This window comes from Mesorhizobium sp. AR10 (genome assembly GCF_024746795.1).
GTDB lineage: Bacteria > Pseudomonadota > Alphaproteobacteria > Rhizobiales > Rhizobiaceae > Mesorhizobium.
In genome coordinates this window covers 1,105,373-1,128,826 of the sequence record NZ_CP080524.1, presented here as the reverse complement: position 1 = coordinate 1,128,826, position 23,454 = coordinate 1,105,373, and the positions used below count along the sequence as shown (strand labels likewise).

Genomic DNA, 23,454 nt, shown 5'->3' with positions numbered 1-23,454 from the left:
TCTTGGCATCTAAAGCGCGTCGCGTTGAAACGGATCAGGCGACGCGCTAAGTTTTTGTCTTTAGGCATGTCGTTGTCCCAAAACCGCTGCGCACTTTTGGGCGACATGCATTAATCTGGCGCAGCCGCCGCCAGCCGCAAGGCCGTTTGACAAAAACAGCCGGCGAACGGCTTTAGAGCATGATCCCGAACCGAAGGTCCGCGTAAGCGAAAAGTGGTATCCGGTTTTCGGAAAAGATCATGCTCAAACAAAAAAGTTAGAGCCCCATCCCGATTCTATCGGGATGGAACAGGCTCTAGGAAAACAGCAGCGACGACAGTTTGCGCCGTGCCGCCAGCGTCGCCTCGTCGGTCATGCCCCATGCCTCGAAAAACTGCAGCAACTGGGTCTTGGCGCCGTCGTCATTCCAGGCGCGGTCGGCCTTGATGATCGCCAGCAGATTGTCGGCGGCCTGCGTCCGCTCGCCCCGGGCGTTCTGGATCATGGCAAGATCGAAGCGTGCCTGATGATCGCCGGGATTGGCGGCCAGACGCTGTTCGAACTCGGCCGGATTGCCAAGCGCTGCCGCTTGCACGGCCAGCGCCATCTTGGCGCGCAGCGCGGCGATCGGCGGCGCATCCTTCTTTGCTTCCGGCGCCCGCGCCAGAACCTCCTCGGCGCCGGCTGCATCGCCGGCCTCGAACAACAGCTCGCCGAGCCCGGCGATCGCCTCGATCGTCTCCGGCGCCTGTTCCAGGATCGCGTCGTAAATATCCGCCGCGGTTTGCATGTCGCCGGCGGCGTGCGCCTCCGCTGCCGCTGCGAGCGCCTCGGCCACTGGCGGCGCTCCGTTGCCCTTGCCGCCGACCTTGGTGATGAACTCGGCAATCTGGCTCTCGGGGACGGCGCCCATGAAGCCATCGACTGGCTGGCCGTCCTTGAAGGCAATCACCGCCGGTATCGACTGGATGCCGAGCTGGCCGGCGATCGACGGATGATCGTCGATGTTCATCTTGACCAGCTTGACCTTGCCGCCGGCGGCCTTCACCGCCTTTTCCAGCAACGGGGTCAGCTGCTTGCAAGGGCCGCACCACGGCGCCCAGAAATCGACCAGCACCGGCTGCCGGCGCGATTCCTGGATGACGTCTGCGGCAAAGGCCGCGGTCGTCGTGTCCTTGATGACGTCAGTGGCCGGCGCCTCGCCAACGGCGACTTTCGGCCGTGCTGGTTCGGTTCCGCCATACTGCACTGACGTGGCATACTGGCCGCCATTGCTGCCAAATGAGCCGCCAAACGGCTTGCTATCACTCATGTCGTCACCCTTTCGGTTGCACCACCGGCCAGCGGATCGGCGCAACGTCCTTTTTTACAAAGCCAGTTTCGTCATCCATGTGGCGATCATGCCGAGACTTTCAAGATAACAGCATCGTGCCCGGTTGCCTCGACGAATTTGATCAGGTCGGCGGCGGCAATCGACGTTGTCGCCTCATTGGTCAGCGGATGGGCGTTGATGACCGCATGCGCCATCAACTCCTGGTCGAGAACCACCTTGACCCTTCGCGCCGTATCGTTGATCAGGCCAAAAACCGTGACCGCACCCGGAACCACGCCGAGCAACTCCATCAGCATCTCCGGCCTGCCGAAGGAGACACGCCCGGCAGCGCCGATCACATGGTGGATCTGCTTGAGGTCGACCTCCGCCTCTTCGCCGACGCTGACCAGGAAGAAATTGTCCTTCCTGTCCTTGAGGAAAAGGTTCTTGGTGTGCCCGCCGGCGATTTCCCCGCGCAGCGCCTGCGAATCGGCAACCGTGAACAGCGCCGGATGGCGCCGCGTCGAAACGGCGATCCCAAGTTGGGCGAGAAAGGCGAAAAGTTCGGCTTCGGTCTTCGGCATCGGTGTTCTTCTCTGTCGGTTCAGGCTTGCCGTTTACGGCCAATGATGCCGCTGAGACAAGACCGCCGCGCAACAAGGCCATCCTTGCGGTCGCCACGCGTGATCCAAAACGCTTGTCCGCGCCGCTCGGTGCGGTGGAAGGCCTGCGAATTCCCTGTTGCAATCGCCACGCTCTTCGGCCATATAAGCTCGGCTTGCGGCCCAAAAAGCCGTGCGAGCGGGTGTAGCTCAGGGGTAGAGCACAACCTTGCCAAGGTTGGGGTCGAGCGTTCGAATCGCTTCACCCGCTCCAATTTCCCTTCGGGGAAACAAGCATCGAAAAGCCGCGGTTCGCCGCGGCTTTTTCGTTTTCGGTTGGTCACGGCCGCCTCCCGTTACACGCGATCGTATTTCTGGCACGTGAGCTGAAGGGCTCAGGCTCGCTCAGCGGTCGATCCGCGTCGACAGGATGATCGAGGACGACGTCCGCTCGACCCCCTCCATCGCACCGATCTCATCGAGAAGCGTATCGAGGTCCCGGATCGACGGCGCGTCGACGATGACGATCATGTCGAAATTGCCGCTGACCGAATGCAGCGTCCGCACCGGCAACAAAGCCTGCAGGCTGCGCACCACTCTGTCGGCGAGCTTGGGCGTAACGGTGAGCAGGACATGCGCCCGCACCAGCCCCTGTTCATAGTCGGGCGCAAGCCTGACGCCATAGCCGGTGATGATGCCGCGCTGTTCCAGTCGTTCGATCCGGCTCTGCACGGTCGTGCGCGACACGCCGAGCTGCCGCGCCAGTTCGGCAGTCGAGGCGCGTGCATTGGTGCGCAGCAGGGAGAGCAGGGCCTGATCGGCGGTTGATGCGCGGGCATTGCCGCCCAGCATGGAAAACAGGGCTTGTTCGGCGTCGCTAAGCATTTCGACGAATCCTATCGGCATATTGACCAAAGAGAGGCTTCGTTTCGAACAATTTCACGCTTCCTTTCGACAGGCAAGCTGCGATTCTATCGCCTTGTTCATTCAAGGCGAGGGAATCGGTCATGAAGAAAATTGTTGTCGTTGGCGCGGGAAAAATCGGCTCGACCATTGCCGAGATGCTGGCCGTCACCGGTGACTATCATGTCACCCTCATTGACCGCTCGGCGGCGCAGCTCGGCTCGGCCGAACTGCCGGTCGCGGTGGCGACGCTGGAGCTCGACATCGAAGTCGCTGGCGCCCTCGAAGCGGCCTTGGCCGGCAAATTCGCTGTGCTGAGCGCAGCACCCTTCCACCTGACCACACGCATCGCCGAAGCGGCGGCCAGTGCCGGCGTGCATTATCTCGACCTGACCGAGGATGTCGTCAGCACCAGGCGCGTCAAGGAATTGGCGCGCGCGGCCAAGAGCGCCTTCATCCCGCAATGCGGCCTGGCGCCGGGCTTCATCTCGATCGTCGCCAACGATCTCGCCAGCCGCTTTGACACGCTGGAAAGCGTGCGCATGCGGGTCGGCGCGCTGCCGCAATACCCGTCGAACGCGCTGAACTACAATCTGACCTGGAGCACCGACGGCGTCATCAACGAATATTGCGAGCCTTGCGAAGCCATCGTCGAAGGCGAACTGATCGAAGTGCCGCCGCTGGAAGAGCGCGAGGAATTTTCGCTCGACGGCGTCACCTACGAGGCGTTCAACACGTCCGGAGGGCTCGGCACGCTGGCAGAGACCCTGAAGGGCAAGGTGCGCACGCTGAACTACCGCACCATCCGCTACCCCGGCCACGCAGCGATCATGAAGGCGCTGCTCAACGACCTCGGCCTGCGCCACCGCCGCGACGTGCTGAAGGACATTTTTGAGAGCGCCCTGCCGGCAACGCTGCAGGACGTGGTCATCGTCTTCGTCACCGTCAGTGGCCGCAAGAACGGCCGCCTGCTGCAGGAAACCTACGCCAACAAGATCTACTCCAAGCGCGTCGGCGATGTGGTGCGCAGCGCCATCCAGATCACCACGGCGTCCGGCATCTGCGCCGTGCTCGACATGCTCGCCGACGGAACCCTGCCGGCAACGGGCTTCATCAAGCAGGAAGACATTGCGCTGGACGCGTTTCTGGCCAACCGGTTTGGCCGGGCCTATGCGCAGCACGAGATGGTGAGCCGGCTCGCGAGCTGAGCAGCATAATCTCCCCCCTTGAGGGGGAGATGTCGCCGAAGGCGACAGAGGGGGTCGCCGCGCGTAGAGCGCTAACCTCCATATGCCGCAAGGAAGGTCGCATCCAGTCAGACCGACCCCCTCTGGCCTGCCGGCCATCTCCACCTCAAGGGGGGAGATCACGCGCTCCAAGGGCGGCGCCTTCCAGCCTACTTCCGCAGCAGCATCGGTCGTCCGAGCAGAAACCGGAAGAAATTGTCCGCTGTCCGCGGCGCCATGCCGGACCGCGCCGCCGGTCCCGGCACAGCCCCTTTTCGACCAGGCTCTCCAGACTTTGTTCCGGCGCCGGGCCGCCCGACGGTGAAAGATGGCTCCGCGACGGGCTTTCCCTTCAACACATTGGCGGCGTTGTTGTCGTGAATGACAATGCACCATTGCGCACCCTTCGACGCCGCCACGACGGTGTTGTGGATCGTCGCCATCTTCGCGTGGTGCGCACCATAGATGCCGCTCATCGACGGCGATCTCTTTTCGACCAGCGTTCCGAATGCCGAAGTCACATAGTCGTGGTGCGTATAGAGATTGGTCGCCACGTGAAAATTGTGGCCGTGCGGAAAGGCAATATACAAAGGTTGCAGATCCACCGCGCCTTTGGCGATCTCCGTGCGGGCATAGTGATCGGCCCGCTCCATGAAGGTCGGCGCCAGCGCATCGTCGCTGTCGAGCCGCGTGAGCGCGACAAACTCGGCATCGGTGTCGGCCTGGACGAACGCATTGAAGCGATCATTGTGGTCCTCGCCAGCCTCGACAAGGATCGGCTTGACGTCGACACCGGTCGCACAATTGCACACTGTCCTGACGTAGTTCTCGTGGGTATCGGCATCGAACGCGACCAGGACGGTAAAATCCTTCAGCGATTGGCCTTCAAGGGACGGCGCGCAATAGGTGTCGAACAACGCCAGCCGCTCGACCAGCCATACGGGATCGAGATTGGCGCGGCCCTTCCCATCCCACTGGCTCGGCTTGAAGCGGGCGGCGATGTTGTAGCGTATGGCGATGTATTTCTTCAGTCCGGTGCCCATCGACAGACACTTAGTACATTCTGCCGATTTGCGACAACCGACGGCTCGTCCCCTAAATATGCAGCGCGTGCCCCAACGCCTTCAGCGCCGCTTCCTGGAACCCCTCGCCCTGCGTCGGATGCGCATGGATGGTGCCGGCAATATCCTCCAGCCTTGCGCCCATTTCCAGCGCCAGCCCAAAGGCGGCCGCCAGTTCCGACACGCCCTGGCCGACGGCCTGGATGCCGAGCACGAGGTGATTGTCGGCCCGGGCCACGACCCGGACAAAGCCCTCCTCGCCAAGCTTGGTCATGGCGCGGCCGTTGGCGGCGAAGGGAAACAGGCCGATTTTGATCTCGCCCTGACCCTTTGCCTCTTCAGGCGACAGGCCGGCGGTGACCAGCTCCGGATCGGTGAAGCAGACCGCCGGAATGCAGCGCTTGTCCCAGCTCCTTTTGTGGCCGGCGACGATCTCGGCCACCATTTCGCCTTGCGCCATCGCCCGGTGCGCCAGCATCGGCTCACCGGTGACGTCGCCAATTGCAAAGATGCCGCGCATCGAGGTGCGGCACTGGTCGTCGATACGGATAAACTTTCCGGCGCGGTCGAGGTCGATCTGCTCGAACCCCCAACCCTCGGTCACCGGCTTGCGCCCGACCGTGACCAGGATCTTGTCGGCAGCGATCTTGGCACTCTTGCCGTCAGCCGTCTCGACCAGCAACGCATCGCCCTTGGTCGAAATCCCCTTGGCCTTGGCGCCAACGAGCACCTCGATGCCGAGTTCGGCGAGCCGCTTCACCACCGGCCGTGTCAGCTCGGCGTCGTATTGCGCCAGTACGCGCGGCAACGCCTCGACCACGGTCACCTCTGCGCCCATCTTGGCAAAGGCAATGCCGAGCTCCAGCCCGATATAGCCGCCACCGACGACCGCAAGTTTTTTCGGCACCTCGGCAAGCGCCAAGGCCTCGGTGGATGAAATCACCGATCCGCCGAACGGCAGGAACGGCAGCTCGACCGGCGCCGAGCCGGTCGCGATCACCACCGTCTCGGCACGGATCACCTGCACCCCGATCTCGGTCTCGACCTCGACGGTCTTGCCGTCACGGAATGTCGCCCAGCCCTGCACGGTCTTGACCTTGGCCTTCTTGAGCAGGCCGGCGACGCCACTGTTCAGCCGGCTAACAATGCCATCCTTCCAGGCGACGGTTTTGCTGAGATCGAGGGCAGGTGCTGAGATCGTGATGCCGAGCGGGCTTTTGCCGCCGGCCATATGGGAAACCTTTTCGAATTCTTCCGCCGCATGGATCAGCGCCTTGGAGGGAATGCAGCCGACATTGAGACAGGTGCCGCCCGGCTTGCCGACTTCCACGATCACCGTGTCGATGCCGAGCTGGCCGGCACGGATGGCGCAGACATAGCCGCCAGGACCGGCGCCGATGACGAGCAGCTTGCAGGAGATTTCTTTCATGTCGATACGCTCTCTTGGCGAAGAAGGGCCCCCTCATCCGGCCGCTCCGCGGCCACCTTCTCCCCGCTGGGGAGAAGAGGCTGGCGCCAGCGCCGGCGACCTCCTCTCCCCTCGGGGAGAGGTCGGATTGCCCCGAATTGCATTTGCAATTCGGTTGGCAATCCGGGTGAGGGGGCTCTGGCGACCATTCTCATCACCCTCAATCCACAAAAATCAGCGCCGGCGTTTCCAGCAGCGTCTTGATCCGCTGGACAAACACCGCCGCATCCCAGCCGTCGATGACGCGGTGGTCGAAGCTGGAGGACAGGTTCATCATCTTGCGCGGGATGAACTGCGTGCCGTCCCACACCGGGCGCACCATCATCTTGTTGACGCCGATGATCGCCACTTCGGGATGATTGATCACCGGTGTGGTCGCCACGCCGCCCATGGCACCGAGCGAGGTGATGGTGATAGTCGATCCCGAAAGCTCGTCCCGCGTCGCCGTGCCGGACTTCGCCGCTTCGGCGAGCCGGTTGACCTCGGCGCCGCAGTCCCAGATGTCGCGCGCCTCGGCATGCTTGACCACGGGCACCACCAGCCCCGAAGGCGTCTGCGCGGCGATGCCGATATGGACGCCGCCATGCTGGTGGACGATGCCGGCCTCGTCGTCGAACAGCGCGTTGAGATTGGGCTGAGCGGCAATCGCCTTGACCATCGCCCGCATCAGGAACGGCAGCAGCGTCAGCTTCGGCCGGTCTGCGCGCTTCTCCTTGTTGAGCGCGGCGCGCAAATCTTCGAGCGCGGTGACGTCGATCTCCTCGACATAGGTGATGTGGGGGATGCGCGATTTGGACAGCGTCATCTTCTCGGCGATCTTGCGCCGCAGCCCGATGATCTTGATGTCCTCGACCGCATCGTTGCGGGCGAGGCCGGAAACCTTCGCCACCTGCGGCCCACGCTTCAGAAAGGCCTCGATGTCCTCATGGCTTATGCGGCCGGCCGGACCGGTTCCCGCAACCTGCCGCAGGTCGATGCCGGCTTCCTTTGCCCGCAGGCGGATCGCCGGCGAGGCCAGCGGCTTTTCGCCCTCGGGGCGCGGCGCGCCGGAGACGGAGGTCTGCGACGTGCTTTTTGGAGCAGCCGGAGCTGGCACAGGTTTCGCCGGCGCTGCGGCTGCCTCGGGCGACGGTGCCGAAGCCGCTTCGGGCTTGGGGCTGCTGAGCTTCACCGGCGGCTCGGCCTTGACGGGCGCTTCTGCACCCGGGGCGACATTGCCTTCGCCGGCCACTTTCAGGCGAACGATCGGCGAGCCGATCGCCACCGTGTCGCCGATCTCGGCACCGAGCCAGAGAATCTCGCCATCGACGGGCGAGGGAATCTCGACCGTTGCCTTGTCGGTCATCACGGCGGCCAGCACCGCGTCCTCGCGCACCAGGTCGCCGACCTTGACATGCCACTCGACCAGTTCGGCCTCGGCCACGCCCTCGCCGACATCGGGCAGCTTGATGATGTGTTCGCCCATCTCAGGACTCCCCAACTCTAGGCTTCTAAGGTTTCGAGCAGAGCGCGGCCGACCCGCGCGGGGCCAGGGAAATAGTCCCACTCCTGCGCATGCGGATAAGGCGTATCCCAGCCGGCGATGCGGGCAACCGGCGCTTCCAGACGGTAGAAGCAGTTTTCCTGCACTAAAGCGGAAAGCTCTGCGCCAAAACCGGAGGTCAGCGTCGCCTCGTGCACGATCACGCAGCGCCCGGTCTTGTTCACCGAGGCAACGATGGTCTCGAGGTCGAGCGGCAGCAGCGTCCTGAGATCGATGATCTCGGCGTCGACGCCCGTCTCTTCGGCGGCAGCCTGGGCAACATAGACCATCGTGCCATAGGCAAGCACGGTGATCGCTGCCCCCGGCCGCCGGATCACCGCCTTGCCGAGCGGGACCGTGTAGTGGCCGTCGGCGACCTCGCCGAGCTCATGCTTCGACCACGGCGTCACCGGACGGTCGTGATGACCGTCGAAGGGCCCGTTGTAAAGCCGCTTCGGCTCCAGGAAGATCACCGGGTCGGGATCTTCGATCGCGGCGATCAGCAGGCCCTTGGCGTCATGCGGGTTGGATGGCACCACCGTCTTCAGGCCGGAGACATGCGTGAACAATGCTTCCGGGCTCTGGCTGTGGGTCTGACCGCCAAAGATGCCGCCGCCGGTCGGCATCCTGACCACGATCGGACAGGTGAAATCGCCGTTCGAGCGATAGCGAAGCCGCGCCGCTTCCTGCGTCAGCTGGTCGTAGGCCGGGTACATGTAGTCGGCAAACTGAATTTCCACACACGGCTTCAACCCATAGGCGGCCATGCCGATCGCCGAACCGACGATGCCGGATTCATTGATCGGCGCATCGAAGCAGCGGCTCTTGCCGTATTTGGCCTGCAGGCCCTGCGTGCAGCGGAAGACACCGCCGAAGAAGCCGACATCCTCGCCGAACACGATGACACGTTCGTCGCGCGCCATCGATACGTCCATGGCGTCGCGGATGGCCTCGATCATTGTCCGTCTTGGCATGGTCAGACCCCTGCCTGCTGGCGCTGACGCCGCAAATGCGGCGGCATCTCGGCGTAGAGGCCTTCGAACATGTCGCGCGTCGACGGCTTGCCGCCGGCATGCAGCGTGCCGTGGCTCTCGGCTTCCTTTTGTGCCGCAATCACCATGTCGAGGATTTCCGCCTCGGCCTGGGCATGCCGCTCGTCCGACCAGACGCCGCGCGCGATAAGATGGTTCTTCAGCCTGATGACCGGGTCGCCCAACGGCCATGCGGCGGACTCGGTTTTCGGCCGGTAGGCAGACGGATCGTCGGAACTCGAATGCGCCCCGGTGCGGTAGGTGACATATTCGATCAGCGTCGGCCCGAGGTTTTTGCTCGCCCGTTCCGCCGCCCATTTCGCCACTGCATGGACAGCGAGATAGTCGTTGCCGTCGACGCGAAGCGCCGGGATGCCGAAGCCGAGCCCGCGGGCGGCAAAGGTGCCGGAGCCGCCGCGGGCAATGCCCTGGAAGGTCGAGATCGCCCACTGGTTGTTGACGACATTGAGCACGACCGGCGCCTTGTAGGTCGAGGCGAAGACCAGCGCCGAATGGAAGTCGGATTCAGCGGTCGAGCCGTCGCCGATCCAGGCCGCCGCGATGCGGGAATCGTTTGATATCGCCGAAGCCATCGCCCAGCCGACCGCCTGGATATACTGCGTCGCCAGATTGCCGGAGATAGAGAAGAAGCCATGCTCCTTCGACGAATACATCACCGGCAGCTGCCGGCCCTTCAGCGGATCGGCTTCGTTGGAATAGATCTGGTTCATCATCGTCACCATCGGGTAGCCGCCGGCGATGAGCAGCCCCGCTTGGCGATACGTCGGGAAGTTCATGTCGCCCGGCGCCAGCGCCTTGCGGAAGGCGCAGGCCACCGCCTCCTCGCCCAGATGCTGCATGTAGAACGAGGTCTTGCCCTGGCGCTGCGCCATCTGCATGCGCGCATCGAAGGTGCGCAGCGTCATCATGTGGCGCAGGCCGGCCAGCAACTCGTCATCGGAAAGCAGCCCGGCCCAGGGCCCGACGGCTTCACCGCTGCGGTTCAAGACGCGGATGATCGAGAAAGCCAGGTCGCGGATGGTGCGCGGGTCGACATCGATCTCGGGGCGCGGCACCGAGCCCGCCTTGGGGATGGGCACGTTGGAGAAGTCAGGCGTCCCGCCCGGCCGCACCTCCGGTTCGGGAACATGGAAGCGCAACATTCCAGCATCGGCCATGACCTTGGTCCTCCAATGTTGCCTGGCCAGGATATTTGCACATCTGCGCCGCCAGACCAGTGTCAATTCGTTGAGCAAGCCTTCGGTCGTCGGTCCCGGCCCCGCCGGCCGACGTAGCCTCCCGCGCACAAGATGAAGATATGTCTGCGAAATTTCTTGTCGATGTTGGGCAAGGGCGCGCAATTTGGCGCAAGGTTGAGCAAGGTTTCCGGCCAGATAAGGTAATTGGTTGCAAGACCGGGTTCCTCGCCTCTCTTTCACGCCTCCGGAGGAGAGGCGCCAAGGTTGGCGAACTCGCGCCTTTCCTCTCCCCCCGTCGATCGGGGGAGAGGTGGCGAGCGAAGCTCGACGGAGTGGGGGTCGATCTTTCATTCCGCCTGATTGCCGCTTGCCTGAGTTTCTTGCTGGCGGCGCGGCGCGTTTGGCAAATGGCTTCCCCCACTCCGTCGCTGCTTCGCAGCGCCACCTCTCCCCCCTCCGGAGGGAGAGGAACCCAAGCTGGAAGCCGCCCCCTTGCCATGCTAACCACCCTCCATGGCACAGAAGAAAGCGTTCGAAGTCGATTCGTGGCTGGCGAAGCCGGACGCGCGCATCTCGATCGTCCTGCTCTACGGCCCCGACCGCGGGCTAGTCGCCGAGCGCGCCAAGGCGTTTGCAGGCAAGACCGGGCTGCCGCTCGACGATCCGTTCTCGGTGGTCCGGCTCGATGGTTCGGAGGTGGACCGCGACGAAGGCCGACTGCTCGACGAAGCCCGCACCGTGCCGATGTTTTCAGAGCGCCGCCTTTTGTGGGTGCGCAATGCCAGCGGCCAGAAGGCGCTTGCCGACGACGTCAAGGCGCTGACCTCAGAACCGCCCCGCGATGCGATCATTCTCATCGAGGCGGGCGATCTCAAGAAGGGGACCGGCCTGCGCGCCATCGTCGAGGCCGCCGACACCGCCATGGCTCTGCCTTGCTACGCCGATGAAGCAAGGGACATTGACGGCGTCATCGATGACGAATTGCGCAAGGCCAACATGACTATGGCACTGGATGCCCGCCAGGCGCTGCGCCGCAACCTCGGCGGCGACCGGCTGGCGTCGCGCGGCGAGATCGAAAAGCTGGTTCTCTACAGCAACGGCCAGAAGGAAATCGGTCTCGACGACGTCAAGGCGATGTCGGGCGACGTCTCCGGCGCCTCCTTCGACGACGCTGTCGATGCGCTGCTCGAGGGAAAAGTAAGCGATTTCGACATCGCCTTCACCCGCCATTGCCAGTCCGGCCAGCCGTTTCTGGTGCTGTCCTCGGCCATGCGGCAGTTGCAGGCGATCCAGGCCATGCGCGGCCAGATGGATTCCGGCGGCCGCAACGCTGCCTCGGTCGTCGCGGCAGCGCGCCCGCCGGTGTTTTTCTCGCGGCGCAAGCTGGTGGAGAAGGCGCTGGAGCGTTGGAGCGGCGAGGCGCTTGGTCGCGCGCTGACCAGGCTGCAGGCCGCGGTGCTGCAAACCCGCCGGCGGCCGGATCTATCCGTCGCGCTGGCGCGGCAGGCGCTGCTCGGCATCGCGGTGGAAAGCAGCCGTCTGGCGCAGCGGTAAACGCCAACTTGTGTCGGGGCGACCAATTGTTGAAACCGGTGCCGCCCCTCATTGCCCTGCCGGGCATTTCTCCCCGTAAACGGGAGAAAGAGGCTCGTCGCAACGCCGGCGCGCTTCTTACAACAATGGTGATTGGCGAAATCATCGACGAGAGCGTCCCCTCTCCCCGTCACTATACGGGGAGAGGATGCCGGCAGGCAGGTGAGGGGCAGCGCAAACGCCCCAGAACAATGGAATTGGAGAATTCGAGCAACCCTACCTTCGGTCATCAAGGATGATGGTAAGACCTTGCATTAATTTGCCGGCTAAGAGTCTACCGCTCTTGCTTCAACCGCCGGCACAATTCATCCAGCTGCTCCAGTGTCCGATACGACACGCGCAGCACGCCGCCTTTCCCCTTGTGCTCGATCGCCACGATCATGCCGATCGTGTCGGTCATCAGTTTTTCCAGCGCCAGCGTGTCGGTATCCTTTTCCCCTGGCTTCGCCGCTGGCCGCGCTCCGTTCGAGCTGCTTCCCGCTGGCATCTGCGCCAGCGCCTCGGCCTGGCGCACCGACAGCCCCTCTTCGACGATGCGTTTGGCGAGCCCTGCCGGATCCTCGGCCGTCACCAATGTACGGGCGTGACCGGCCGACAGCGCGCCGTCGACAAGCATGTCGCGGATCACGTCGGGCAGCTTCAGCAGCCTCAGCGTATTGGCGACATGGCTGCGGCTCTTGCCGATGACCTGGCCGAGATCGGCCTGGGTGTAGCCATGATCGTCGATCAATCGCTGATAGCCGAGCGCCTCTTCGACCGGGTTGAGGTCGGTACGCTGGACGTTTTCGATGATCGCCAGTTCAAGCGCGGTGCGATCGTTGACGTCGCGGACAATGATCGGAATCTCGGTCAGCCCGGCGCGCTGCGCCGCTCGCCAGCGCCGCTCGCCGGCGATGATCTCATAACGGCCAGGCTGCGTCGGCGACGGCCGCGCCACCACCGGCTGCACCACGCCATGCTCGCGGATCGATTGCGCGAGGTCGGTGAGCTCGGAATCGCCGAAATGCCGGCGCGGGTTTTTCGGATTCGGGGTCAGAAACTCGATCGGCACCTTGCCGTCGGCGTTCAGGCTCTGCTTTTGCGGCTCCGCCGGGCGATCGATTTCACCGATCAGCGCTGCCAGTCCCCGCCCCAGTCTTTTTCTTGAAAGGTCTTCGCTCATTATCTGTCCAGATCGTTTCGGTATCGAATCGGCTTATTGTTCGGCGATATTCAAGCGGCGCGTAATTTGCGCTCGCGGCGGATCACTTCGGAGGCAAGCTGCAGATAGGCCTGGCTGCCCGAGCATTTGAGGTCATAGAGGATCGCCGGCTTGCCGTAGGACGGCGCCTCGGAAACCCGCACATTGCGCGGAATGACGGTCTCGTAGACCTTGTCGCCCATATGCGCCCGCACATCCTGCACCACCTGATTGGCGAGGTTGTTGCGGCCGTCATACATGGTCAGCACGATGCCCTGGATGGTCAGATTTGGATTGATCGAGCGGCGCACCTGCTCCACCGTCTCGAGCAACTGGCTGAGACCTTCCAACGCAAAGAACTCGCATTGCAGCGGCACCAGCACCGAGTCGGCTGCGGCCATCGAGTTCAGCGTCAAAAGATTGAGCGACGGCGGGCAATCGATCAGCACATAGCCGAAGTCAGCAGAGCGCTCGGCGGAGGCGCGCAAGGCGTTGCGCAATCGCAGCACTCGGTCCGGCGCCGAGGCGATTTCCATCTCGATGCCGAGCAGATCGAGCGTCGATGGCACGATCGACAGACCCGGCACGGCGGTTGGGATGGCCGCCGCCTCGAGATCCAGTTCGCCGGTCAGCACATCATAGGACGAAACGGTGCGGTCGCGCCGGTCGATGCCGAGGCCGGTGCTGGCATTGCCTTGCGGGTCGAGATCGACGATCAGCACCCGTTCGCCGATGGCGGCGAGGGCCGTGGCCAGATTGATGGCGGTCGTTGTCTTGCCGACACCGCCCTTCTGGTTGGCGACGGTGATGATTCGAGGTCCAGTCTTCATCATGGGTTTATGCCAGAAGTTCATTTTGCCAATTGCCAGTCAGACAGGCCGCAAATCAGACAATTCGAGGATGACCCCATGTGGGTCGGTGATGCTGGCATGTTCTACCAGATCGAATGCCCATCGGTGAGTGCTTTCTTCCACCTCGGCGCGGTAATCCCGGCCTTTGTGGAACAGGCCGCGCGCGCCTGTTGTCAGCCACGGCGCCGATAGATCGAGCAGGGCCGGCAGCGCTGCAAGCGCCCTGGCCGTGACGATTTGTGGTTCAGAAACAAGCGCATAGCTATCATCGATGCGCCGCGCGATGATGCGGGCTGGCAGATTGAACTGCCCGACGACGGCTTGGAGGAACGATGCTTTCTTGCGGTTGCTTTCAACCAGGTCGATGCTGGCGCCGACGCGCTCGGTGAGCAGAAATGCCATGACCAGGCCGGGAAACCCGCCGCCCGAACCGAGATCGACCCAGTGCGTTGCTGCCGGTGAGAGCCGCGCCAGCTGGACGCTATCCAGAATATGGCGGCGCCAGACATCATCCATTGTCGACTGCGCCGCCAGGTTTATGCGGCGATTCCATTTCTGGAACATCTGCTCGAATTCGACAAGACGATCGAATGTTTCACGTGAAACCGGGCCGGCGGCCTCTTGCAGGCTCGTCCATGAGGCAGCACTCACGCAACATCCCTTTGCGCAGCTGCCTCAGTGTTGCGGACATGCGCGACGATGATTGCCAGCGCGGCCGGCGTCATGCCTTCCATGCGCTGCGCGTCAGCGATGGAGCGCGGCTGGCGTGTCAGCATCTTCTGCTTCAACTCGTTGGACAGGCCTGGGACAGAAGCAAAATCCAGCGACGTCGGGATCAAACGGCTTTCCTCATGCCGGATCTGCGTGACGTCGGCTTGCTGGCGGTCGAGATACACCGAATATTTCGCCTCCGTTTCGAGACGCTCGGCTGTCTTGGCATCGATGGCAGCAAATTCAGGGGCGATTCTGGTCAACCAGGCGATGTCGACACCCGGATAGGCCAGCAATTCATAGGCGGAGCGGCGTACACCGTCCTTGTTGATCTGCAGCCCATGACCCGCCGCCTCATTCGGGGTCATGGTCGTGCCAGTTGCGAGTTGCCGTGCCTTATCGAGATCTTGCACGACACCATTGAACCGCTGCGTCCGCTGCTGCGACGCTATTCCCAGCTTCATAGCCAGCGGCGTCAGCCGCTCGTCGGCATTGTCGGCCCGCAACGACAGTCGGAACTCGGCGCGTGAGGTGAACATGCGGTAGGGCTCGGCTATGCCGCGGCTGGTCAAATCGTCCACCATCACGCCGATGTAGGCTTCGGTGCGGCTGAGCACGATCTGGTCGGAAGCCGAAGCCTTTCGCGCCGCGTTGAGGCCAGCGAGCAGGCCTTGCGCTCCAGCCTCCTCATAGCCGGTGGTGCCGTTGATCTGCCCGGCGAGAAAGAGGCCGCCGACTCGCTTAGTTTCCAGCGTCGGCTGCAGCTCGCGCGGATCGACATGATCATACTCGATAGCATAGCCGGGCTGCAGCATGATGGCGCGCTCAAGGCCGGGAATGGTCTTCAAGATGTCGAGCTGGACGTCCTCGGGCAGCGATGTCGAAATGCCGTTTGGATAGACCGTGTCGTCGTCCAGGCCTTCCGGCTCGAGGAAGATCTGATGGCCTTCGCGGTCGCCGAACTTGACGATCTTGTCTTCGATAGACGGGCAGTAGCGCGGTCCGACGCCTTCGATCGAGCCGGAATACATCGCGGAACGGCCGAGATTGGCGCGGATCAGCTCATGCGTTGCCGGTGTCGTGCGCGTAATGCCGCAATGGATCTGCGGGTTGTCGATGCGGTCGGTCATCAGCGAGAAAGGCGAGGGATGTTCATCCGCGGCCTGGCTTTCCAGCGATCCCCAATCGACGGCTCGGCCGTCCAATCGCGGCGGCGTGCCGGTCTTCAGCCGTCCGAGCTTGAAGCCCGCCCGGCTCATTGTGGCCGAAAGGCCGAGACTGGCCTGTTCATTCATCCGGCCGGCTACAATCTTCTTCTCGCCGATATGGATCAGCCCGCGCAGGAAGGTTCCGGTCGTCAGCACCACAGCTCCGCAAGCGAGCCGCCGGCCATTCGCCAGCAGCACGGCCGACAGGCGCCCATTGACGATCTCGAAGTCGAGAGCTTCGCCCTCGACCACCTCGAGATTGGCCTGCGCGCGAATCGCGGCCTGCATGGCGAGGCGGTAGAGTTTCCGATCCGCCTGCGTGCGCGGCCCGCGCACTGCAGGGCCCTTGCGGCGATTGAGCAAACGGAACTGAATGCCGGCGGCGTCGGCGACGCGACCCATCAGACCGTCCATGGCGTCGATCTCGCGAACCAGATGCCCCTTGCCAAGGCCGCCGATCGCCGGATTGCAGGACATGACGCCGATCGTGTCGAAGCGCAGCGTCACCAGCGCCGTTCTGGCGCCGGCGCGCGCGGCAGCGCTGGCAGCCTCGCACCCAGCATGGCCGCCGCCCACCACAACCACATCATAGCGATCGTTCATTCCAAGATTCCCGGATTCGAATTCGCTCGACACATGTGCCCGCAGGCTCGCTCTGTCAAGAATGCTCGGCCCATCGTTTCACGTGAAACAGCCATCTCTGCATCCTCAGCCGCACTGTTTCACGTGAGTCACAGGCGCGTCGCGATGTTTCACGTGAGTCATCGACCCAATCGGCAGGCCATGTTTCACGTGAGTCATTTCCCAATGCAGAACTGCGAAAAGATGACATCGAGCAAGTCCTCGACATCGACGGCGCCGACGATCCGGCCAAGCCGGTCCGCTGCCAGGCGCAAATCCTCGGCGCGCAACTCCTGCCCGCGCCCATCCGTCCCGGCCGTCAGCAGGAAGCGTTTCGTTTCATTGAGGAGCTCGACGTGTCGCAGCCGCGACGGCAGGATATCGCCGACGTCACCAATCTGCGCGGCGGCGCGACGACCGATGTCCGCCAGCAACTCCGCCAATCCGGTGCCATCAACTGTCGAAATGGCCGCGTCGTACTGCTGCGTCGGCGAGCCCCCTCCCAACAGATCGACCTTTGTCCCTATCCTCAATATCGGAACGTCGGCCGGCATTGCACCGACTGCAGCCGGGTTCACCAAGTCCTCCAGCAACAGCAAGAGGTCGGCGCTGCGTGCCTTGGTGCGGGCCTTCTCGATGCCTATCGCTTCCACCTTGCCGGGTGCTTCGCGCAGGCCGGCCGTGTCGATCACCCTCACCCGCATGCCATCCAGGTCCAGGACCACCTCGAGCAGATCACGGGTCGTGCCGGGCTCATCCGTTACAATAGCCGCATCGCGCCTCGCCAGCGCGTTGAACAGACTCGATTTCCCAGCATTCGGCGCACCCAGGATGACCACCTCGAAACCATCGCGAATGATCTCGGCAGCGCGAAACCCATCGACGTGGCGATCGATCTCATCGATCATTATCCGGACATCCGACCAGACCGTATCCGAAACGGAATCGGGCACATCATCCTCATCGGCAAAATCGATCTCGGCTTCGATCATCGCCCGCGCATGGATAAGCCGGCGGCGCCAAATCAGATACAGCTCGCTCTGGACGCCTTCGGCGTTTCGCACGGCGAAGCGCCGCTGTGCCTCGGTCTCGGCATTGATCAGGTCCGCCAGCGCCTCGGTTTCGACCAGGTCGAGCTTGCCGTTGAGAAAGGCGCGGCGGGTAAATTCGCCCGGTTCGGCATGCCTGACGCCGTCGAAGCCGGCGATGGTCTCAAGCATCTTCGCCACCACCGCACGGCCGCCATGGACATGGAATTCGGCGACATCCTCGCCGGTAAAGCTGTCGGGACCGGGAAAGAAGACGACAAGACCACTGTCGAGCACTGTTTTGTCCGGCGCCCGCAGTTTTCGCAGCGTCGCGACCCGATCCCTAATATTGCCGGCAATCGTTTCGATAACGAATCGAGTCTTCGGGCCGGAAATGCGGATCACGGCAATGCCGGCGGGGAGGCGGCCGCTGGACAACGCAACGATGGAATCCCTTGAAATCATTTGCCCGCTCTACCGAACCGCCCTAGCGTCGTTCATTCCCATCACGCTCCGCAGGATTGCCTCATCGTGACATTGCCCGCGCAAAATCTGCTTGCCGAAGAGGCCAGCCCCTATCTGCAGCAGCACAGCGACAACCCGGTACACTGGCGGGCCTGGTCGCCTGCCGCCCTGGCGGAAGCAAGGACACTGCAGCGGCCGATCCTGCTCTCGGTCGGCTACGCGGCTTGCCATTGGTGCCATGTCATGGCGCATGAAAGCTTCGAGAACGACGCTGTCGCCGCCGTCATGAACCGGCTGTTCGTCAATATCAAGGTCGATCGCGAGGAGCGGCCGGACATCGACCAGATCTACATGGCAGCGCTGTCGTCGATGGGCGAGCAAGGCGGATGGCCGCTGACCATGTTCCTGACCCCGGACGGCAAGCCCTTCTGGGGCGGCACCTACTTTCCGCGCGAGCCACGCTATGGCCGCCCCGGCTTTGTCCAGGTGTTGGAAGCCGTCGACAAGACCTGGCGCGAGAAGAGAGAAAGCCTCAATCAAAGCGCCGATGGGTTGACCAATCATGTCGAGGCCAGGCTAGCAGGCACCCATGCCAAGGCGGTGCTCGACCGCGACACGTTGGCCAATCTCGCCAACGGTATCGACGGCATGGTCGACAGGACATTGGGCGGCCTGCGCGGTGCGCCAAAATTCCCCAACGCCCCGTTCATGCAGACGCTCTGGCTGTCCTGGCTGCGCGACGGCAGTACGTCTCATCGCGACGCCGTGCTGCTCAGCCTCGAAAAGATGCTGGCCGGCGGCATCTACGACCACATTGGCGGTGGGCTCAGTCGTTACTCGACCGATGCCGAATGGCTGGTGCCGCATTTCGAAAAGATGCTCTACGACAACGCGCAGCTCATCCGCCTCTGCAACTGGGCCTATGCGGCGAGCGGCAATGATTTGTTCCGGATACGAATCGAAGGCACCGTCGACTGGCTGTTGCGCGAGATGCGCGTCGATGGCGGTGCCTTTGCCGCCAGCCTCGACGCCGACAGCGATGGCGAAGAGGGGCTGTTCTACACCTGGAGCAAGGATGAGGTCGAGGCCGTGCTCGGTGACGAATCATCCTTGTTTTTCAAGCACTTCATGCTTTCCAGCCCGCACGGCTGGGAAGGCAAGCCGATTGTCCACCAGACCGAGGCTCAGCAAGCGCAAAGCGTGGTCATTCATGATCAGCTCATCCCGCTGAAGGAGAAATTGCTGGCAGCCAGGGAGCAGCGCGTCAGGCCCGGGCGTGATGGCAAGGCGCTCACCGACTGGAACGGCCTGATGATATCAGCGCTTACCGAAGCCGGGCGATCGCTGGGCCGGGCCGACTGGATCGACGCAGCGGAAAGGGCCTTCGCCCATATTGCCGGGTCTAGCCAGGACAAGCGCTTGCCTCATTCGATGCTCGGCGCCAAGAGATTGTTTCCGGCGCTGTCGAGCGACTATGCAGCGATGACCAACGCCGCGATTTCGCTGTTCGAGGCGACCGGCAATTCGGCCTATGTCGACCACGCCCGGCAATTCATGGAACAACTCGACCACTGGCACCGGGACCGCGAAGAGACCGGCTACTATCTGACCGCGTCGGACAGCACCGACGTGCCGATCCGCATCAGGGGGGATGTCGACGAGGCGATTACCGCGGCCAGTGGCCAGATCATAGAGGCATTGGTCCGCCTGGCTTCCCTGACCGGGGACCTCGATCTGCAGGAAAAGGCCTGGAAGGTAGCCGAGCATGCCGCCGGCCGCGCCTCCCACCAGGCCTATGGTCAGGCAGGCATCGTCAACGCCTGCGCCTTGACCATCGAGCCGTTGAAGCTGGTGCTGATAGACAACCCGGGAAATCCAAGCCTCGTTCCGGTTGCGAATCGGAACCCTGACCCGCGTCGGGTCGACATTGTCGTTCCGGTTGGTACGGAAGCGAATCGACCAATGCTTCCGGGCGGGGTGCTGCCACCAACCGACAAACCGGGCGCCTGGCTTTGCACGGGGCAGGTCTGCCGGCCCGTGATTGCCGATCCCGAAGAGCTCGAGCGCCTTTTGCGGCGCCAGTAGGGTAGGGGTGCTTCCATCGGCGGGAACGGTTGAAGCGCCGGTTGGCCAAAATAAAGAAGCCCATCCCGATCTCTCGGAATGGGCTCCCAAATAGCTTGTATGGACCGAACCTCGGATCCGCAGCTCAACCCTTACGTATTCATCGAATCGAAGAAATCCGCATTGGTCTTGGTCTGCTTGAGCTTGTCGATCAGGAACTCGATGGCGTCGGTCGTTCCCATCGGTGCCAGGATGCGGCGCAGCACGAAGATTTTCTGCAGGTCTTGCTTGGCAACCAGCAGGTCTTCCTTGCGGGTGCCGGACTTGAGAATGTCCATGGCCGGATAGATGCGCTTGTCAGCCACCTTGCGGTCGAGCACGATTTCCGAGTTGCCGGTGCCCTTGAACTCTTCGAAGATGACTTCGTCCATGCGGCTGCCGGTATCGATGAGCGCGGTGGCGATGATGGTCAGCGAGCCACCTTCCTCGATGTTACGGGCGGCGCCGAAGAAGCGCTTCGGCCGCTGCAGCGCGTTGGCGTCGACACCGCCGGTCAGCACCTTGCCGGATGACGGGACCACGGTGTTATAGGCCCGGCCAAGGCGGGTGATCGAATCGAGCAGGATGACGACATCGCGCCCGTGCTCGACCAGGCGCTTGGCCTTCTCGATGACCATTTCGGCGACCTGGACGTGGCGCACGGCTGGTTCGTCGAAGGTCGAGGACACAACCTCGCCTTTCACCGAACGCTGCATGTCGGTGACTTCCTCCGGCCGCTCGTCGATCAGCAGCACGATCAGATAGCATTCCGGATGATTGGTGGTGATGGAGTGCGCAATGTTCTGCAGCAGCACCGTTTTGCCGGTGCGCGGCTGCGCCACGATCAGGGCGCGCTGGCCTTTGCCGAGCGGCGCCACCAGGTCGATGACGCGGGCCGAGATGTCCTTGGAGGTCGGAACCTCCATTTCCATCTTCAGCCGCGACGTCGGATAGAGCGGCGTCAGATTGTCGAAATGGATCTTGTGGCGGATCTTTTCCGGGTCGTCGAAATTGATCGTGTTGACCTTGAGCAGCGCGAAATAGCGCTCGCCCTCTTTCGGGCTGCGGATCGGGCCTTCGACCGTATCACCGGTCTTCAGCGAGAAGCGGCGGATTTGCGACGGTGAAATGTAGATGTCGTCGGGACCCGGCAGATAGTTGGCGTTGGCAGAGCGCAGGAAGCCAAAGCCGTCCTGCAGCACTTCGACCACACCATCGCCGATGATCTCGACGTCCTGTGCGGCCAGTTTCTTCAGGATGGCGAACATCAGCTCCTGCTTGCGCATGACGCTGGCGTTCTCCACCTCGAGCGATTCGGCATAAGCGATCAGCTCTGGCGGTTTCTTGTTCTTGAACTCTGCGAGTTTCATTTCTTGCATAGACGGACCTTGAATAGATGGAGTCTGGGTAAGCTTTGGGAAAAAATATCGGCGGGATGCGACAAATGCCGGGCGCGGCCGAAATTGAAAAATGGGCGGCGCATGACGGGAAGGAAGACCCGTCTTTTATCGTCGGTCGATGGAAAGAGCAAGCCGCGTTTTGCGGGTCATCCGCCGTGCCTGTCGCCCAAAAGTGAGAAGCGGTTTTAGGACAACGACATGCACGAAAACAAAAAGGAAGCCCTAGAACGGCTTGACGACAACCAGGATCACGATTGCGATCATCAGCAATGTGGGGATCTCGTTGACGATTCGCCAGTGCCGCGCCGGCTTTTCGTTGCGATCCTCGGCGAATTTGCGCACAGCACCAGCCAGATAGCCATGCACGGCCGACAGCAAAAGCACCAAGGCGATCTTGGCGTGCAGCCAGCCGCCCTGGAACGCAAAACCTTTCCAGGCCAGCCACAGACCGAACACCCAGGTGACGATCATCGCCGGATTGATGATGCCGCGCAGCAGGCGCCGCTCCATCACCTTGAAGGTCTCCGACTGCACGGAGCCTTTCTCGGCATCGGCATGATAGACCAGCAGCCGCGGCAGATAGAGCATGCCCGCCATCCAGGAGATGACGGCAAGGACGTGGATCGCCTTTGCCCACGGATAGAACGCATCGGGTGCGAGAAAATACAGCAGCGCCGTCAGAACAACCAGCACGGCAATGCCAACTGTCATGCGCAGCAGCGCCTGGGCAGTACTGTTCGTATTGTTCTCGGCCATCAGCGTGTCGCGCTCCGTACCAGTTTCACCATCGCCTCGACATGCGCGATCGGCGTCTCCGGCGTGATGCCGTGGCCGAGATTGAAGATCAGTGGCCCATCTCCCAAGCCCTTCAGGATCGCTTCGACGCCATCGGCAAGCGCTTTGCCGCCTGCCACCAGCCGCAAGGGGTCGAGATTGCCTTGAACCGCACCCGAGTGCTGCAACGCCCTCGCAACGTCCAGGGGTACCGTCCAATCGATCCCCAGGGCCGTTACACCGGTCTTCTCGCGATAGGTCTGGTAGCGGGCACCGGCGCCCTTGGGAAAACCGATGATTGGAACATCGGGATGAACGGCTCGAACCTGCCTGACGATCTCCGCCACCGGCCGAACGCAGAACAATTCGAAAGAGGCGTCGTCGAGCACACCGGACCAGGAATCGAAAATCTGCACCACATCGGCGCCCGCTTCGATCTGACGGATCAAATACGCAGCCGAATGATCAACCAGCACCTTCAGCAATTGCAGGAAGGCTGCCGGCTCGCGATAGGCAAACAGCCGCGCCGGCGCCTGGTCGGGCGTGCCATGGCCGGCGATCATGTAGGTTGCCACCGTCCACGGCGCGCCGCAGAAGCCGATCAGCGTCGTTTCATCAGGCAGTTTTGCCCGCAATCGGCGAACCGTCTCGTAGACCGGTTCGAGATTCACGTGAAACGTTTCGCCATCCAGAGCCGCGATTTCGTTTGCCGCAATCGGCGTCAACAGCGGCCCGCGTCCCTCCTCGAAGCGGACATCGCGGCCAAGCGCATGCGGCACGACAAGGATATCGGAAAACAGGATCGAGGCGTCGAAGCCGAAGCGCTCGATCGGCTGCAGCGTCACTTCCACGGCAAGGTCAGGATCGTAGCAGAGATCGAGGAACGATCCGGCGCGTCTGCGTGTCACGCGATATTCCGGCAGATAGCGGCCTGCCTGGCGCATCATCCAGAGTGGCGGCGGAAACACCGCTTCGCCCTTCAACACGTCCAGCATGATCCGGTTTTCGGGCATTGAGCGCTCGCTTCCTCAGCCTTCTCTATAATTAAAGAGTCTATTTCTAGAATCTTCTGATTCTAAGAGTCTGTTGGTATCGGTGGTTGTCACCTCTCCCGCTTTGCTCCCGGAAAGGCCAGCCAGCATATTGTCGCGCGCTTCTCCAAAAGGATTGCTGGACTTTGTGGAACGTCTGGAATTTCGCACTGGAGTCAATGGCTT

The 23,454-nt window shown here is 62.7% G+C and carries 19 protein-coding genes and 1 tRNA gene; 4 read left to right on the top strand and 16 right to left on the bottom strand.

The window, feature by feature from the left end; all coding sequences use genetic code 11:
- Positions 1-295: 295 nt before the first annotated feature.
- Both trxA and LHFGNBLO_RS08860 read right to left on the bottom strand, forming a co-directional pair.
- Complete coding sequence (trxA, locus tag LHFGNBLO_RS08865; RefSeq protein ID WP_258605954.1) at positions 296-1,291, bottom strand: thioredoxin; 996 nt, start codon at positions 1,289-1,291, stop codon at positions 296-298.
- Between the two features lie 86 nt (positions 1,292-1,377).
- Positions 1,378-1,875: a prolyl-tRNA synthetase associated domain-containing protein gene (locus LHFGNBLO_RS08860; RefSeq protein WP_258605952.1), complete on the bottom strand. Its 498-nt coding sequence runs from the start codon at positions 1,873-1,875 to the stop codon at positions 1,378-1,380.
- A 217-nt stretch (positions 1,876-2,092) separates the two neighbouring features.
- Between LHFGNBLO_RS08860 and LHFGNBLO_RS08855 the strand changes: the two genes are divergently transcribed.
- Positions 2,093-2,167 (top strand) — tRNA-Gly (locus tag LHFGNBLO_RS08855).
- Between the two features lie 131 nt (positions 2,168-2,298).
- Here the strand turns inward: LHFGNBLO_RS08855 and LHFGNBLO_RS08850 are convergent.
- Entirely contained in the window at positions 2,299-2,745 is a 447-nt protein-coding gene (locus LHFGNBLO_RS08850) for an Lrp/AsnC family transcriptional regulator (protein WP_258609656.1), read from the bottom strand.
- A 155-nt stretch (positions 2,746-2,900) separates the two neighbouring features.
- On the opposite strand from LHFGNBLO_RS08850, the gene LHFGNBLO_RS08845 reads away from it, so the two are divergent.
- On the top strand, positions 2,901-4,004 hold the full coding sequence (locus LHFGNBLO_RS08845) for a saccharopine dehydrogenase family protein (RefSeq protein WP_258605951.1): 1,104 nt from the start codon (positions 2,901-2,903) through the stop codon (positions 4,002-4,004).
- 188 nt (positions 4,005-4,192) lie between these two features.
- Here the strand turns inward: LHFGNBLO_RS08845 and LHFGNBLO_RS08840 are convergent, their stop codons facing one another.
- The 5 genes from LHFGNBLO_RS08840 to LHFGNBLO_RS08820 all read right to left on the bottom strand — a co-directional run bounded on the left by LHFGNBLO_RS08840 (position 4,193) and on the right by LHFGNBLO_RS08820 (position 10,282).
- On the bottom strand, positions 4,193-5,065 hold the full coding sequence (locus tag LHFGNBLO_RS08840; RefSeq protein WP_258605949.1) for a putative rhamnosyl transferase: 873 nt from the start codon (positions 5,063-5,065) through the stop codon (positions 4,193-4,195).
- Positions 5,066-5,117: 52 nt separating this feature from the next.
- A complete protein-coding gene (gene lpdA / locus LHFGNBLO_RS08835; RefSeq protein WP_258605947.1) occupies positions 5,118-6,512 on the bottom strand; it encodes a dihydrolipoyl dehydrogenase in 1,395 nt (464 codons plus the stop codon).
- 199 nt (positions 6,513-6,711) lie between these two features.
- Complete coding sequence (locus LHFGNBLO_RS08830) at positions 6,712-8,016, bottom strand: dihydrolipoamide acetyltransferase family protein (protein WP_258605946.1); 1,305 nt, start codon at positions 8,014-8,016, stop codon at positions 6,712-6,714.
- A gap of 17 nt (positions 8,017-8,033) precedes the next feature.
- Positions 8,034-9,047: an alpha-ketoacid dehydrogenase subunit beta gene (locus LHFGNBLO_RS08825; protein ID WP_258605944.1), complete on the bottom strand. Its 1,014-nt coding sequence runs from the start codon at positions 9,045-9,047 to the stop codon at positions 8,034-8,036.
- A 2-nt stretch (positions 9,048-9,049) separates the two neighbouring features.
- Positions 9,050-10,282, bottom strand: coding sequence for a 3-methyl-2-oxobutanoate dehydrogenase (2-methylpropanoyl-transferring) subunit alpha (locus tag LHFGNBLO_RS08820; protein WP_258605942.1), 1,233 nt, complete (start codon positions 10,280-10,282; stop codon positions 9,050-9,052).
- Between the two features lie 534 nt (positions 10,283-10,816).
- Between LHFGNBLO_RS08820 and holA the strand changes: the two genes are divergently transcribed.
- Positions 10,817-11,857, top strand: coding sequence for a DNA polymerase III subunit delta (gene holA, locus LHFGNBLO_RS08815; RefSeq protein ID WP_258605941.1), 1,041 nt, complete (start codon positions 10,817-10,819; stop codon positions 11,855-11,857).
- Between the two features lie 313 nt (positions 11,858-12,170).
- On the opposite strand, the gene LHFGNBLO_RS08810 is transcribed toward holA, so the two are convergent.
- The 5 genes from LHFGNBLO_RS08810 to mnmE all read right to left on the bottom strand — a co-directional run bounded on the left by LHFGNBLO_RS08810 (position 12,171) and on the right by mnmE (position 17,960).
- The gene (locus LHFGNBLO_RS08810) at positions 12,171-13,058 is read right to left on the bottom strand and encodes a ParB/RepB/Spo0J family partition protein (protein WP_258605939.1); all 888 of its coding nucleotides are present in this window, start codon (positions 13,056-13,058) and stop codon (positions 12,171-12,173) included.
- 50 nt (positions 13,059-13,108) lie between these two features.
- The gene (locus tag LHFGNBLO_RS08805; protein WP_258605938.1) at positions 13,109-13,909 is read right to left on the bottom strand and encodes a ParA family protein; all 801 of its coding nucleotides are present in this window, start codon (positions 13,907-13,909) and stop codon (positions 13,109-13,111) included.
- A gap of 36 nt (positions 13,910-13,945) precedes the next feature.
- Positions 13,946-14,578 carry a 16S rRNA (guanine(527)-N(7))-methyltransferase RsmG gene (gene rsmG, locus LHFGNBLO_RS08800; protein WP_258605936.1) on the bottom strand — a complete coding sequence of 211 codons (633 nt, stop codon included), beginning with the start codon at positions 14,576-14,578 and terminating at the stop codon, positions 13,946-13,948.
- Positions 14,575-16,449: a tRNA uridine-5-carboxymethylaminomethyl(34) synthesis enzyme MnmG gene (gene mnmG / locus LHFGNBLO_RS08795; RefSeq protein WP_258605934.1), complete on the bottom strand. Its 1,875-nt coding sequence runs from the start codon at positions 16,447-16,449 to the stop codon at positions 14,575-14,577. The genes rsmG and mnmG overlap by 4 nt, the downstream gene beginning before the upstream one ends.
- 194 nt (positions 16,450-16,643) lie before the next feature.
- Positions 16,644-17,960 carry a tRNA uridine-5-carboxymethylaminomethyl(34) synthesis GTPase MnmE gene (mnmE, locus tag LHFGNBLO_RS08790; protein ID WP_258605933.1) on the bottom strand — a complete coding sequence of 439 codons (1,317 nt, stop codon included), beginning with the start codon at positions 17,958-17,960 and terminating at the stop codon, positions 16,644-16,646.
- Positions 17,961-18,026: 66 nt separating this feature from the next.
- On the opposite strand from mnmE, the gene LHFGNBLO_RS08785 reads away from it, so the two are divergent.
- The gene (locus LHFGNBLO_RS08785; protein WP_258605931.1) at positions 18,027-20,045 is read left to right on the top strand and encodes a thioredoxin domain-containing protein; all 2,019 of its coding nucleotides are present in this window, start codon (positions 18,027-18,029) and stop codon (positions 20,043-20,045) included.
- Positions 20,046-20,176: 131 nt separating this feature from the next.
- On the opposite strand, the gene rho is transcribed toward LHFGNBLO_RS08785, so the two are convergent.
- From rho to hemE, 3 genes are all read right to left on the bottom strand, one after another.
- A complete protein-coding gene (rho, locus tag LHFGNBLO_RS08780; RefSeq protein ID WP_136621617.1) occupies positions 20,177-21,442 on the bottom strand; it encodes a transcription termination factor Rho in 1,266 nt (421 codons plus the stop codon).
- A gap of 243 nt (positions 21,443-21,685) precedes the next feature.
- On the bottom strand, positions 21,686-22,219 hold the full coding sequence (gene hemJ / locus LHFGNBLO_RS08775) for a protoporphyrinogen oxidase HemJ (protein ID WP_258605928.1): 534 nt from the start codon (positions 22,217-22,219) through the stop codon (positions 21,686-21,688).
- Positions 22,219-23,250, bottom strand: a complete 1,032-nt coding sequence (gene hemE / locus LHFGNBLO_RS08770; RefSeq protein WP_258605927.1) for a uroporphyrinogen decarboxylase — start codon at positions 23,248-23,250, stop codon at positions 22,219-22,221. Before hemE ends, hemJ begins: the two co-directional genes overlap by 1 nt.
- Positions 23,251-23,454: the final 204 nt, after the last annotated feature.